We start from the raw sequence: 14574 nt of genomic DNA on the forward strand, positions 1-14574 counted from the left end.
TGGAAAGCTCCCGCAAGGGGGCTTTTCTCTAATGATTACAAACGGATTACAGAGCTGTTCTTGTAATTCATTTTCATTTTATATATCATTAACGTGACCCATTTTTAGAAGATGTCTCAGATTGACGTCCAGTGGATGCGTTCTGTTGCTGTCGAATAATGTGGAATAATGCTTTACGGGGTGTTGAAATGGAATCTAAACAATGGTACATGGAATATAAAATACATAAGAACAGACCCGGTCTGTTAGGGGATATTGCCTCTATGCTGGGGATGCTTGAAGTGAATATATTGACCATTAACGGTGTTGAGGGCAAAACCCGGGGAATGCTGTTGGAATCGGATGATGATGAGAAGATCCGTCTGCTGGGTGAAATGCTTGGCAAAGTGAACAGCATAACCGTGTCTGCTTTGCGTCAACCAAAATTGGTAGATATTTTGGCTGTTCGGCATGGTCGCTATATTGACCGTGATTCGGACGACCGCAAGACGTTCCGTTTTACACGGGACGAACTTGGGTTACTTGTGGACTTTTTGGGTGAAGTATTTAAGAGGGAAGGCAATCAAGTCATTGGTTTGCGTGGAATGCCGCGTGTAGGCAAAACGGAATCCATTATTGCGGGCAGCGTATGTGCGATGAAGCGCTGGACGTTTGTTTCCTCCACACTTCTTCGTCAGACCATAAGAAGCCAGATGTCCGAGGACGAATTGAATCCAAACAATGTGTTTATTATTGACGGAATTGTCAGTACGATTCGTTCAAGCGAACGGCATTATAATCTGTTACAGGACATCATGACGATGCCAAGCACCAAGGTTATTGAACATCCGGATATTTTTGTGCAGGAGTCGGAATATGATTTTAATGATTTTGACATTATTATTGAACTGCGCAACAATCCGAATGAAGAAATTATTTATGATACGTTTACGGCCAGCTACACCGACGAACTGTAACGCTCCGTACGGGATCATGAAATAGATAAGCAACAACCATAGAGATAAACATAAGGAGGAGATGGCATGTCTGAACTGGGTCAGCAGTTAAGAGAGGCCCGGCTGCAAAAAGGGATGAGTCTTGACGATGTACAGGAAATGACTAAAATTCGCAAGAGGTATTTGGAGGCAATAGAGGCAGGAGACTACAAAGTGCTGCCTGGCAGCTTCTATGTGCGTGCATTTATCAAAACCTATGCGGAAACAGTGGGACTAAATCCTGATGAGCTGCTGGAGGGGCATAAGAAAGATGTACCTGCAGAAGAAACGGAAGCAACCATGGAGCCAGTTATTCAGAAGCGTTCAAGTCGTCCGGTAGAGCGCAGTAACCGCTGGATGTCTGTTGCACTGATGTGGACTTTTCCGGTGTTGATTCTTGTGCTGTTGTACGTGTACGTTGTGATGAACAAGGATGATTCCGATACACAAGGGCTGGATCAAACGAAGATCACAGACAGCCAGCAGCAGCCTCAAGATAAACCGGATGAGCCTACAGATAATGGTCAGGCTTCTAATCCTCCGGCTGAATCAGGTAGCGAAGGCCAGGCCGGTGGTAACGGTGGTGGAACGGCAGAGGGACAGGCCGATGGACAAACGGATGGTCAGACAGATGGACAAACAGATGGGCAAACGTCTGATGAAAATCAGAACCCAACGGATACGCCATCAACTGCTGTAACTGTTGCTGAAGACGGGAAATCAGGCAATATTACCAACTTTAAAGTGAACGGCAGCGCAGGACAGCCTGTGACGGTTACGATTAAAGCAACGGGGCATAGTTGGCTGGAAGTATACAAGGGCGAGAACTCTAGCGGAGAAAAGTTGGAGTACGGCAACACCGCTGAGGGAGACAGCTACACCTTCGAATTGGATAGTGCAGGAATGTACATCAAGTCGGGTTACGCTGCCGCAACCACAATTGAGGTTGCAGGGCAGGTTGTGACTGACGGAAAAGCGACGAACCGCATTCGGTTAAGACTTGGTGAGGATACGTCTTCCACTGGTACAACTGAAGGCACTACGACGAACGGAACAGGAAGCACTACCGAAGGAAGCACTGGCACTGGCGGCGAATAACCAAAGTTTCTGCGGGAGACACTAACCTTGTCTTAACTTGCAGTCAACTTTTGGTGAAGTGAGGTGGATGGCTGTGACAGTCAGCTGGATCGTAACAGGTTTGGGGATCATTGTCAGCCTCCTGGGTTATTACTTGACTCCAACTGCCTGGGGTTACGGCATTTTGGGTTTTGGACTTGCACATGTGCTTCTGGGTGTGCTCGACATGTTCAGACAGCCTAATCGCAGCCGTTATTAGAATGGCAGCCGCACGAAAAGCATTTTTGGCAACCATCTCAAGTGGCGGCCAAAAATGCTTTTTTTAATTTGAAAACCCTCATAAAATTAGACTTTTGCTTGGCGTATCCTCTATAATGTTACAGAACATATGATTACTGAAAGGGTGACTGGTTTGAGTTCAGAAAATTCATTTGATATCGTGTCCAAAATGGACTTGCAGGAATTGACAAATGCCGTTACACAAACGGAAAAGGAAATTGGCACGCGTTATGACTTCAAGGGCAGCAAGAGCAGTCTGAAACTGGATAAGGATGCGTTAACGATCGTATCTGATGATGAGACCAAACTCAAGGCTGTTATCGATGTGCTTCAATCCAAGATGGCTAAGCGGGGTTTACCTTTAAAAAACATTGATTATGCAAAAGTAGAGCCGGCTTCTTCAGGCACAGTCCGCCAGCGTTTGAATTTCAAGCAGGGAATTGATCAGGATATCGCTAAAAAAATCAATATTTTGATTCGTGACTCCAAGATGAAAGTGAAGAGTCAGATTCAGGGAGATCAACTCCGGGTAACAGGTAAAAGTAAGAATGATTTGCAAGCAGTGATGCAGTTGTTGAACGGGGCCAATCTACCTCTGGATCTGCAATATACAAACTTTAAGTAATATTTCCTCATTCTAGCTTGCATGTTTTTTGACACTGCAATTGGCGTATATTATACTAAGTGTGCATTGCTGGCAGATAAGCATCAAAGCCCAGTCATCATCGTTTGCTGACTTTGTGAAAAGCAGTACATCTTCTGAAAGTCACCGGAACGTTTAAAACGGTTTTGCGTTTGAACGGTTGACTTTATTTTTGCGTTTTTACATAGTGCGAGCACTTTAGTGCTGATTTGACAGTGAAACTGTAAATTTCATGTTCCGGATGATGAACACGGGATTAAGATGAATGTTTGGAGTAATGGAGGATAAGAGGGAGGGCGTCTTGTGAATTTACCCAACCGGATTACGCTTGCACGAATTTGCTTAATCCCTTTTTTGATGGTGTTCCTGCTCGTAGATTTTCCGTTCTATCCAGAGCCGTTGCAATTGGGGAGCTTATCGCTTCCGTATAATCAATTGATTGCTGCTGTCATTTTTATCATTGCGGCAAGCACGGATGGAATTGACGGCTATCTGGCACGGAAAAATAATATGGTCACCAACCTGGGAAAATTGCTTGATCCGCTGGCTGACAAATTGTTGGTTACTGCGGTGCTGATTTCTCTTGTAGAAATGGGTAAGTTGGATTCCTGGATTGCTGTGGTCATTATTAGTCGTGAGTTTGCAGTTACCGGCCTGCGTCAGATTGCATTACTGGACGGTTCGGTTGTTGCGGCAAGTGCCTGGGGCAAACTGAAGACTGTCGTGCAAATTGTCGCGATTGTGCTGCTGCTGTTGAATAATTTCCCGTTCTCATTCACGGGTATTCACATGGACGTTATCGCCGTTTGGGCTGCAGCAATTATTACGATTTGGTCAGGCATTGATTACTTTATCAAAAACAAAAATTTGCTTCATTTATCAAAAGTGTAACGGTTTGCGGTTAAATGGGGAAGCATGAAGAAATCATTGGTACGAAGGGCAATAGGAAATTATCCTATTGCCCTTTGATCACTCACCACATGTACAGGAGGATGCTGAATGAAGGCAGAAATCATTGCAGTTGGCACAGAATTGTTGCTTGGACAAATTGTGAATACCAATGCCCGATATTTATCCCGTGAATTGGCTGCGATCGGGATTGATGTATATTTCCAAACGGTGGTTGGTGATAATCTAAATCGACTTAGTGACGCGATTCGCATCGCTCAGGGGCGTGCAGATGTCATTTTATTTTCAGGAGGCATCGGTCCTACACAGGATGACTTGACTAAGGATGCGATCGCGGCGGTCTTGAACCGCAAGCTGCATATAGACCGAATGGCTATGGATAAAATTGAGGGCTTCTTCCGAGATCGCAATGTAGATATGACGGAAAACAATCGTCGTCAGGCAATCGTTATAGAAGGCGGGACACCGCTGGCGAATGAAACAGGCCTTGCCGCAGGAAATGCGATCTCGGATAATGGTAAACATTATGTTGTGATGCCTGGACCACCGAAAGAGCTGATTCCAATGTTTGAACAGGAGGTTAAGCCTTGGTTGTTCCAGCATGTACTGACTGAAGAAATGCCCATCTATTCAAAAATGCTGAAATTTGCAGGAATCGGTGAATCGGCATTGGAAGACCGGCTCCTTGATCTGATTGATACACAGACAGATCCTACCATTGCGCCGTATGCAAGTGAGGGAGAAGTTACGGTACGTGTATCCACAAAGGCTCCAAGTGAGAGTGAGGCGAAGCTGAAGCTGGATGCAATGGAAGTGCAGATTCGGGAACGATTGCCAGAGCATCTCTACGCGAACGAGGACGTGCCTATAGAGTACACAATTGTGACCATGATGTCTGATATGGGTCTGACCCTTAGCGCGGCTGAGAGCTGCACAGGAGGGCTCGTCATGCAGAGCCTGACATCCGTTCCTGGCAGTGCATCGATGCTTAAGGGCGGAATTGTATGTTACTCCAATGAAATTAAGGAAAAGCTGCTCCATGTGCCGCATGCCTATCTGGAAGGTGAAGATGCACCGGGCGCAGTGAGCCCGGAAGTGGCCAAAGTGCTGGCAGAGCAGATTCGCATGATTGGGGATGCAGATTTCGGTTTGTCAGTTACAGGTGTTGCGGGACCTGGTTATTCCGAGCGCAAACCGCCAGGACTTGTATTTATCGCTCTGGCGGAGCGTGGTAAAGAGACAGAAATTCATGAACTGCGTATTAATGGCAATCGCGAGACGGTTCGAATCCGTTCAGCGAAAGCGATTCTTTACCGTTTGTGGCGCAAGCTTGTGGAGATGGACTAGTTCACGGCTCGGATTGCATTTGCTAAGCCAAGCAAGTATAATAAAGGAAGACGGAAGAACCGTAGAATCAGGCTTTACAGCCTTGTTTACGGTTCTTTTTTCTGTTTAATGGAAAGTTTCCTTGAGGAAGAGGCGCCTCGGCCTTCACAGAAAAAAACGAATGTATGTTCGAAAAAAAGCTTGGCAAACGTGTTAAAACAAGGTATCATTATCTTATAAACAGTAAAGGGTGTGAGCTTATTGTCAGACCGTCGTGCCGCGCTTGATATGGCGCTCCGTCAAATAGAGAAGCAATTTGGTAAAGGATCCATCATGAAACTGGGTGAGTCGACTCACATGAATGTGGAAATTATACCCAGCGGTTCCTTGGCTTTGGATATTGCATTAGGAACAGGCGGCTTGCCTAAAGGCCGTATTGTTGAAATATATGGACCTGAATCATCTGGTAAAACAACTGTTGCATTGCATGCGATTGCTGAAGTACAAAGAGCGGGTGGACAAGCTGCATTTATCGATGCAGAGCATGCTCTTGACCCGCAATATGCAAGCAAACTGGGTGTTAACATTGATGAGTTGCTTCTGTCCCAGCCAGATACGGGTGAGCAAGGGCTTGAAATTGCAGAAGCGCTTGTACGTAGTGGTGCTGTGGATATTGTCGTTATTGACTCGGTTGCTGCATTGGTACCAAAAGCAGAAATTGAAGGCGAAATGGGTGATTCCCATGTCGGTTTGCAAGCGCGTCTGATGTCTCAGGCGCTGCGTAAACTGTCTGGTGCAATTAGCAAATCCAAAACCATCGCAATCTTTATTAACCAGCTTCGTGAAAAAGTCGGTGTTATGTTTGGTAACCCGGAGACAACACCTGGTGGTCGTGCCCTGAAATTCTACTCTACAGTACGTCTGGATGTACGTCGTATTGAGAGTATTAAATCAGGCAATGACATCATCGGTAACCGTACCCGTATCAAAGTTGTAAAAAATAAAGTGGCACCGCCGTTTAAACAAGCGGAAGTGGACATTATGTACGGTGAAGGTATTTCGAGAGAAGGCAGTATCATCGACATTGGTACAGAGCTGGACATCGTTAACAAAAGTGGTGCGTGGTACTCTTACGAAGGCGAACGTTTGGGTCAAGGACGTGAGAACGCGAAGCAGTTCATGAAAGAGCATGCAGATATTGCTCAAGTCATTGAGCAAAAAATCCGTGTAGCCAGCAACTTGACTACTGCAGTTCCTGCGCCTACTAGTGAAGATCAACAAAAAGAAGCGGCAGAAGAACAAGAATTATTTGAAATTAACGAATAAGCCCTCTTGACTCCTAAAGCTAGCCTGATTGAGCTTGGCTCAATCTAGCTGCTAAAGTGTTGGGTGTGTACTCTCGCTGTCCAACAGCCTCTGTCCAAATGGACAGGGGCTGTTGGCACGCTTACTGTTAGTGTGAGGCCGGACATCGTTTCCGGCCTTTTGTATTAGCGTTAGATGTCTTCAGTGAGATAGCAGAGCGTTTAGTGAAGCTGCGTTTCCATCGGAGACATGCTATGCGTATGTGAAGAAGTCTTTTGTTTTGCTGTGTGCTTTCACTTAGGCCATGCAGTTCAGACACAAAATGATGGAAGGGGAGAACTGAATGGATCAACATGATGAAGAATTATACGAAGAAGCAGAACTTGAAGGAATATCGCAATTCCCGGACAACGAAGAACTTACCATCACACGGGTCGAACGAACGAAGAGCAGAGAAGCTCGTTACCGGATTACCTTTGGTTTATATTCAATCACGGTGCTTGAAGATGTAATGATTAAATATCGGATGACCCGAGGAAATACATTTCTGAAGAAGGACTTGGAAGATATCATTGTAGCGGATGAGCGACAGCGGACGTATGTGCAGTCTTTACGATATCTGGAACATAAACCCCGCACTCGTCACGAATTAAGTCAGAAACTTCGTCAAAAAGAGTTTGCTGCACCGTTGATTGAAGAGGCCCTGGATCGGCTTGAGAGGGAGAATTTGGTCGATGATGAACTGTTTGCGAAGGAATGGACACGTCAGCGTATGGAGGGCCAGCGGAAGGGGAAACTGTGGATAAGGCAAGAGCTGCGTCAGAAGGGCATTGCCAGTGAGCTGATTGCTGAAGCGCTGGAAGGTGTAAGTACGGATACAGAATTTGAGACAGCTTTGACCGCCGGACGCAAAAAATGGAATCAGGTCAAAGGAGACATCCAGGAGAAGAAACGTAAAACGCTTCCCTTCTTGATGCGACGAGGTTTTTCCATGGATATGGTGCGTCGGGTCGTGAATTGTTTAATTGAAGAAGATGAGGCGGGGGACCCCGAAGATGACGAAGCATTGTTATGGGATTAGCAGGCTGGACTCACTATACTGCATTCTCTTGACAATTTCTTTCGTCAAATACTAAAATGGACATGAGTCTGTAAGAAATGGACAACCCTTTTTCCTTCCAAAAAAGCGGTTTCTGTTTTTGAAGATTTATACCATTCATGATTATGGTTTTGCCGGAAACGGTGAATAGTGCGTGGAGACATGTACACTTGAAATGAAAATCGGCGGGGGATCGCCGTAAGTATTCGTTATTCCCAAAAATATGTAAGGTTTGAAAACTGCAAATTGACCCAAGGAATGCCTTGGAGGAACCAACGAGGAGGTGAACAGTATGATTGCAATCACGATCGTTCTCGTTGTTGCCGCGCTATTCATTGGGTTCGGAGTAGGATACTTTATTCGCAAATCTCTTGCAGAAGCTAAGATCTCCAGTGCGGAACAAGCTGCCGTACAAATCGTGGAGAGCGCGAAGAAAGAGGCAGAAGCACTGAAGAAAGAAACGGTGCTGGAAGCGAAAGATGAAATTCATCGCATTCGCGCCGAAGCTGAAAAAGACACTCGTGAACGTCGGAACGAAATTCAACGACAAGAAAGACGATTGTTGCAAAAAGAAGAGTCGCTGGATAAAAAGTTGGAATCACTCGAACGTAAAGAAGAGCAAGTGGCTAACAAAGAGAAACGAATTGATGAGACACAGCAGCAGATCGAGATGATCTACAAAAACCAGGTGACGGAGCTGGAGCGCATATCCAACCTCACCATGGAAGACGCACGCAGTATCATACTGTCCAACGTAGAACAGGAAGTTCGTCATGAGACGGCTCAAATGATTAAGGACATTGAACAGCAAGCGAAGGAAGAAGCGGACAAAAAGTCCCGCGAGATTATTACACTCGCCATCCAACGTTGTGCGGCTGACCACGTGGCAGAAACAACGGTATCCGTTGTTACCTTGCCAAATGAAGAAATGAAAGGCCGGATTATCGGTCGTGAAGGACGTAACATCCGTGCGCTTGAAACCCTTACCGGGATTGACCTCATTATCGATGATACGCCAGAAGCAGTTATTCTGTCGGGCTTTGACCCGATTCGCCGTGAAATCGCCCGTACTGCCCTCGAAAAATTGGTGGCTGATGGACGTATTCACCCGGCACGGATTGAAGAGATGGTGGAGAAATCCCGCAAAGAAGTGGATGAGCGTATCCGTGAATACGGTGAGCAAGCTACCTTTGAAGTGGGCGTGCATGGTCTGCATCCGGACTTGATTAAAATTTTGGGCCGGTTGAAGTTCCGTACAAGCTATGGTCAAAACGTCTTGAAACATTCGATGGAAGTCGCTTATCTGGCTGGACTGATGGCTGGCGAACTCGGAGAAGACGTAACCCTGGCAAGACGTGCAGGTCTATTGCATGACATCGGTAAAGCGCTGGATCACGAAGTGGAAGGATCACACGTCGAAATCGGCGTGGAACTAGCGAAGAAATACAAAGAACATCCGGTTGTAATCAACAGTATCGCGTCCCATCACGGGGATTGCGAAGCGACTTCGGTTATTGCGATGTTGGTTGGCGCAGCAGATGCGCTCTCCGCAGCAAGACCAGGCGCACGCCGCGAAACGCTGGAAACGTATATCAAGCGACTGGAGAAGCTGGAAGAGATTTCGGAGTCGTTCGAAGGTGTCGAGAAATCGTACGCTATTCAGGCCGGACGCGAAGTTCGCGTTATGGTACAGCCTGAGAAAATCGACGATGCCGAAGCATTCCGCCTCGCACGTGACATTACGAAGATGATTGAGAACGAACTCGATTATCCGGGTCACATCAAGGTCACCGTCATCCGGGAAACCCGTGCGGTTGAATACGCAAAATAGAGCATTACGGAAAAGTGGCCGCAGTAGTGGGCCACTTTTCCTGTTGATAGCCTGTTAAAGGCATTTTCATAATAAAATTGATGAGCAAGAGATAGAGGTCCTGCGAAGTTTTGGATGCTTTGAAGAAGGCTGCGCTTGGTAGGGATTAAGGAGGCAGTAAAATGAAAGTTTTGTTTATTGGTGATATTGTAGGGAATGTGGGACGTAAGGCATTAAAGGAAAACCTTCCCTACCTCAAAACGAAGTATAAGCCACATGTAGTCATTGTAAATGGGGAAAATGCAGCGGCAGGCCGGGGCATTACCGGTGCAATTGCGAATGAATTTTTCAACTGGGGTGTGCATGGCATCACCCTTGGTAACCATACCTGGGACAATAAGGACATTTTTGATTTTATAGATGATGAGCCACGCATGATTCGTCCGGCGAACTTTCCTCCAGGAACACCGGGGCGTGGTTACACGGTAGTCAAAGGCGAAGGCAAGGAGCTGGCGATTGTCAATCTGCAAGGGCGTACGTTCCTGCCTGCTCTGGATTGTCCATTCCGCGTTGCCGATGAAATTGTAGATGAACTGCGTCAAGATCATAAATGCATTCTCGTCGATATGCATGCTGAAGCAACGTCAGAGAAGATTGCCATGGGCTGGCATCTGGATGGACGTGCATCGCTGGTCGTAGGTACACATACACATGTGCAGAGTAATGATGATCGTATTTTGCCAGGAGGAACAGCTTATTTAACCGATGCGGGCATGGTAGGCCCGCGTGACGGCATATTGGGTATGGAGCGTGAAGCGGTGCTTCGCAAGTTCTACACCCAGCTTCCGGTACGCTTTGTCGTTGACGATGGCAAGTGGCATTTCCACGGTGTTTTTGTGGAGATTGATGAAGCCACAGGTGCTGCAACACGCATTGAGAAAATTCGTCTGATGGAAGACGAGTGGCGCATGGAATAGGGGTATTGTCTCATTTTGCAGGGAAACCCGTCTAAAAAGAAGGAATTTTTTTGCCTCCCGCGAATAACATCTAGTAAGTGGAAACAAACATTCAACATTCCCAGGGAGGTACTTACCATGGAAGTATTAAAAGTTTCAGCAAAGTCCAATCCCAATTCCGTAGCCGGCGCTCTTGCAGGTGTTCTTCGTGAACGTGGAAATGCTGAACTGCAGGCAATTGGAGCGGGAGCACTGAACCAAGCCATTAAAGCGGTAGCGATAGCCCGGGGATTTGTAGCACCAAGCGGAGTTGACTTGATTTGTATTCCAGCTTTTACAGACATTGTGATCGACGGCGAGGACCGAACGGCCATTAAGCTGATTGTGGAGCCCAGATAATACATGCACTTATGCATTGAACCTGTTTACGAAGTAGACAGGTTTTTTTGCGTTTTAATTCCATAACATAACCGAGTAAAAGGAGAGATTATGATGCACAACTGGCGAGTAGCCGATTTTCATTGTGATGCTTTGAGCAAAATACTGATGAACCCTAGCTTTCCATTTGAAAATGCTCCACAGCTGGATGTGAATCTGGAACGTATGAAGGCAGGTAACATTGGTTTACAGGCTTTTGCCGTCTATTTACCCGAAGTGCTTGGCAGAGGCAAGTTTGAACATGTAATGGGCCAGTTGGACATCTATCGAAAGCGAGTGGAGATGTCTAAAGACCGAACGGAAGGCACACATACATTGTTATGGCGAGAACAGCTTACGCAGGTAGGGCAGACGAACAGACCGTGGGGATTGCTTACACTGGAAGGTGTCGATGGGCTGGAAGGCAACCTCTTTTATCTGGAGTTATGTTATCAGATGGGTGTGCGGATCGTTGGGCTTACCTGGAACTATGCCAATTGGGCAGCTGATGGTGTATTGGAGAAGCGCGGGGCAGGGCTGACGGAGAAGGGCAGGGAGCTGGTTCACCTGTGTAACCAAATCGGCATGCTGCTGGATGTATCACATCTGACCGAAAAAGGGTTCTGGGAACTTGCTGACCTTAGTAAGCGTCCTTTTATCGCTTCTCACTCCAACAGTTATGCCATATGCCCACATGTCCGCAATCTGAAGGATGATCAGATTCGGGCCATTATTGCCCGGGAAGGACGTATTGGACTGACGTTTGTGCCTTGGTTTGTGAAGCAGGAAGGCGAAGTGCGTATCGAAGATCTGTTGCCACATATTGAGCAGATTTGTTCCCTGGGTGGGGAGCATCATCTGATGATGGGGTCTGATTTTGACGGGATATCTACGTATATTCATGAGCTTGAACATACCGGGCAATATCCGAAGCTAATTAATACGCTGCTCAAGCATTACAACGAATCACTGGTTCACGGTTGGATGTGGGGCAATGCGATGCGTTATTTAGGAGATAACCTGCCGGAGAAAAACTTGAAGATAGAACATTCAAAATGATAAAGCTGTTGGTATGTTGGAGAGTCTCCTGAAGAGTCTTCTGAAGAAAACGGAATGGAAGCAGAAATGTCTATGTTAAAGTAGTGGAATTACTAAATCAAGGAAAATAATGTTTGCAAAATAAGTGTATTTCATGAATTTTCAACAGTTCGTTTTCATTTCACTTCAAAAAGGGGTATAATACCATAGGATTGTTAAGAGCCTGTCTACAGGCCATAGATAAACAAGGAGTGAAATTCACAATGAGCAAAACAGTACCTGTGGGCGTATCTGCCCGTCACATTCATGTATCTCAAGAGCACGTTGAAATTTTGTTTGGTAAAGGCTATGAATTGACTGAGTTTAAACCTCTGTCCCAACCTGGACAATATGCTGCTAACGAAACCGTAGCGGTTATTGGTTCGAAAGGACAGTTTGATAAAGTGCGTATCCTTGGACCTGTTCGTCCTGAAACACAACTGGAAATCTCGATGACAGACTCTTTCGCTATTGGTGTTAAAGCACCTGTACGTGAATCCGGAAGTATCGAAGGTACTCCAGGTATCACAATTAAAGGACCTGCTGGCGAAGTAACCATTGATAAAGGGGTTATCGTTGCTGCTCGTCACATCCACTTCCATACTTCTGATGCAGCTAAATGGGGTATCGAGGACAAACAAATGCTGAAAGTTCGCCTGGGTGGAGATCGTGGTCTGGTACTGGAAAATGTACTGGCTCGTGTATCGGATTCCTTTGCACTGGACATGCATATTGATACGGATGAAGCTAATGCAGCTGGCGCACGTAACGGCGATACTGCTGAAATCATCGACTAATCACATGGAACAATCTTCAGCCCTGACTATGGGGCTTGAATGAACGTATAAACCTGAGTATATCCACAGCGTCGCTACATTCGACCTGAGGATAGCTCAGGTTTTTGTGTGTTTTCGGGCTGTTCAGCAGACCTGCGCAGATTTCGGGATAGGCGAAGAGGCAGCGGCTTTGGATGTGGAACTACAGCCCAATTCATGTTATAATTTGCTGTAATGCTCTTTTGATGTATAAAGCGTGCAAATCACGTGAAACAAGATGAAATAACGATTTTTTATTAATAGAGGCTGTAAGGAGTGACCGAAGGAAATGGCTAAAGACTCAAAAAAGGATTACTCCCAATATTTTGATTTCTCCGATGCCAAAGTAATTTCGCAAGATGAATTCAGCAAAAAGATAAGAATCCGGGGCCGGGAGATTAACATCAAGTCGGAACCCAATCATCGTCAGGAGAAACAACGGGGCAAGGAAGACGTGCAAGTGCTTTACGAAACGGCTGTTCCCGATGAACTGAAAAACGTGGGGAAAGGCAAACACTATATCGTATATACGTATGGATGCCAGATGAACGAGCATGATTCGGAGACCATCAAAGGATTGCTTGAATCGATGGGGTATCAGGCTACCGAGGATCGCAAAGAGGCAGATATCATTCTGTTAAACACCTGTGCGATTCGGGAAAATGCTGAAGATAAAGTGTTTGGTGAGCTGGGCCACCTGAAAACCCTGAAAACTGAGCGTCCAGGCTTGTTGCTGGGTGTGTGTGGTTGCATGTCGCAGGAAGAGGGCGTTGTGAACCGGATCATGCAGAAGCATGGCTTTGTGGATATGATTTTTGGTACACACAATGTACATCGGCTGCCACATCTGATTCAGGAAGCGCTGTTTAGTAAAGAAATGGTTGTTGAGGTATGGTCCAAGGAAGGCGATATCATCGAGAACCTGCCGAAAAAACGTGAGGGCATGCGCGGCTGGGTGAACATTATGTATGGTTGCGACAAGTTCTGTACATATTGCATCGTCCCGTTCACACGGGGTAAAGAGCGCAGTCGACGTCCGGAAGATGTTATTGCCGAAGTTCGTGAACTGGCAAGACAAGGCTTCAAGGAAATCACACTGCTTGGTCAGAACGTCAACGCATATGGCAAGGACTTCACGGATCTGAAGTACAGCTTCGGTGACCTGATGGATGATATCCGCAAAATCGATATTCCACGAGTCCGGTTTACGACCAGCCATCCACGTGACTTCGATGATCATCTGATTGAGGTGCTTGCGAAGGGCGGGAACCTGGTGGAACACATCCATCTGCCTGTGCAGTCTGGCAGCACCGAAGTGCTGAAACGTATGAGCCGCAAGTACAGTCGGGAACACTACCTGAAGCTTGCTAAAAAAATTAAAACTGCGATTCCGGATGTCGTATTAACCACGGATATTATCGTTGGTTTCCCTGGGGAAACGGAAGAACAGTTTGAAGATACGCTGTCACTGGTCAAGGAAGTCGGTTACGACTTTGCCTATACATTCATCTACTCTCCGCGTGAAGGTACACCTGCTGCGGTGATGGAGGACAACGTGCCGATGGACGTGAAGAAGGAACGTTTGAAACGCTTGAACGAGACGATTAACGCATATAGCCACAGCAGCAATGAAAAGCAGCGTGGCAAGGTCGTTGAGGTGCTCGTCGAAGGCGAGAGCAAACGGAATTCCAATGTTCTGGCAGGGCGTACACGCAGCAACAAGCTGGTGCATTTTGAAGGACCTAAAGAGTTGATCGGTACTTTTGTACATGTGGAAATCACCGATCCAATGACTTTCTATATTCGGGGCAATCTGCTCTCAGAGCCAGTAGCCGCCAATCAGTAATACACAAACCTAATAAGATGAATCTTGGTGGCTTAATATAA

14 protein-coding genes are annotated in these 14574 nt (G+C 46.3%); all 14 read left to right on the top strand.

Annotated elements, in window-relative coordinates; translation table 11 throughout:
* Positions 1 to 188 precede the first annotated feature (188 nt).
* The 14 genes from P364_RS0111530 to miaB all read left to right on the top strand — a co-directional run bounded on the left by P364_RS0111530 (position 189) and on the right by miaB (position 14533).
* Positions 189 to 956, top strand: a complete 768-nt coding sequence (locus P364_RS0111530) for a DUF3388 domain-containing protein (protein WP_024630282.1) — start codon at positions 189 to 191, stop codon at positions 954 to 956.
* A gap of 66 nt (positions 957 to 1022) precedes the next feature.
* Positions 1023 to 2072, top strand: a complete 1050-nt coding sequence (locus tag P364_RS0111535) for a helix-turn-helix domain-containing protein (RefSeq protein ID WP_024630283.1) — start codon at positions 1023 to 1025, stop codon at positions 2070 to 2072.
* A gap of 73 nt (positions 2073 to 2145) precedes the next feature.
* Positions 2146 to 2310, top strand: coding sequence for a hypothetical protein (locus P364_RS37785; RefSeq protein WP_167434746.1), 165 nt, complete (start codon positions 2146 to 2148; stop codon positions 2308 to 2310).
* A gap of 153 nt (positions 2311 to 2463) precedes the next feature.
* Positions 2464 to 2955, top strand: coding sequence for a YajQ family cyclic di-GMP-binding protein (locus P364_RS0111545; RefSeq protein WP_017689115.1), 492 nt, complete (start codon positions 2464 to 2466; stop codon positions 2953 to 2955).
* A gap of 321 nt (positions 2956 to 3276) precedes the next feature.
* The gene (pgsA, locus tag P364_RS0111550; protein WP_024630284.1) at positions 3277 to 3864 is read left to right on the top strand and encodes a CDP-diacylglycerol--glycerol-3-phosphate 3-phosphatidyltransferase; all 588 of its coding nucleotides are present in this window, start codon (positions 3277 to 3279) and stop codon (positions 3862 to 3864) included.
* A 108-nt stretch (positions 3865 to 3972) separates the two neighbouring features.
* Positions 3973 to 5229: a competence/damage-inducible protein A gene (locus P364_RS0111555; RefSeq protein WP_024630285.1), complete on the top strand. Its 1257-nt coding sequence runs from the start codon at positions 3973 to 3975 to the stop codon at positions 5227 to 5229.
* A gap of 240 nt (positions 5230 to 5469) precedes the next feature.
* Entirely contained in the window at positions 5470 to 6534 is a 1065-nt protein-coding gene (recA, locus tag P364_RS0111560) for a recombinase RecA (protein WP_024630286.1), read from the top strand.
* 322 nt (positions 6535 to 6856) lie between these two features.
* On the top strand, positions 6857 to 7594 hold the full coding sequence (locus P364_RS0111565) for a regulatory protein RecX (protein ID WP_024630287.1): 738 nt from the start codon (positions 6857 to 6859) through the stop codon (positions 7592 to 7594).
* Positions 7595 to 7904: 310 nt separating this feature from the next.
* On the top strand, positions 7905 to 9443 hold the full coding sequence (gene rny / locus P364_RS0111570; RefSeq protein WP_024630288.1) for a ribonuclease Y: 1539 nt from the start codon (positions 7905 to 7907) through the stop codon (positions 9441 to 9443).
* Between the two features lie 161 nt (positions 9444 to 9604).
* Complete coding sequence (locus P364_RS0111575) at positions 9605 to 10399, top strand: TIGR00282 family metallophosphoesterase (protein WP_024630289.1); 795 nt, start codon at positions 9605 to 9607, stop codon at positions 10397 to 10399.
* 117 nt (positions 10400 to 10516) lie between these two features.
* Positions 10517 to 10777, top strand: coding sequence for a stage V sporulation protein S (locus P364_RS0111580; RefSeq protein ID WP_019005392.1), 261 nt, complete (start codon positions 10517 to 10519; stop codon positions 10775 to 10777).
* A gap of 90 nt (positions 10778 to 10867) precedes the next feature.
* Positions 10868 to 11854, top strand: coding sequence for a dipeptidase (locus P364_RS0111585; protein WP_442952318.1), 987 nt, complete (start codon positions 10868 to 10870; stop codon positions 11852 to 11854).
* A 242-nt stretch (positions 11855 to 12096) separates the two neighbouring features.
* Positions 12097 to 12669 (top strand): phosphate propanoyltransferase, encoded by a 573-nt coding sequence (pduL, locus tag P364_RS0111590; RefSeq protein WP_017689107.1) that lies wholly within the window; start codon positions 12097 to 12099, stop codon positions 12667 to 12669.
* Between the two features lie 307 nt (positions 12670 to 12976).
* A complete protein-coding gene (gene miaB / locus P364_RS0111595; protein WP_024630291.1) occupies positions 12977 to 14533 on the top strand; it encodes a tRNA (N6-isopentenyl adenosine(37)-C2)-methylthiotransferase MiaB in 1557 nt (518 codons plus the stop codon).
* Positions 14534 to 14574: the final 41 nt, after the last annotated feature.

The sequence above is a fragment of the Paenibacillus sp. MAEPY2 genome, from assembly GCF_000499205.1.
Taxonomy (GTDB): Bacteria; Bacillota; Bacilli; order Paenibacillales; family Paenibacillaceae; genus Paenibacillus; species Paenibacillus vandeheii.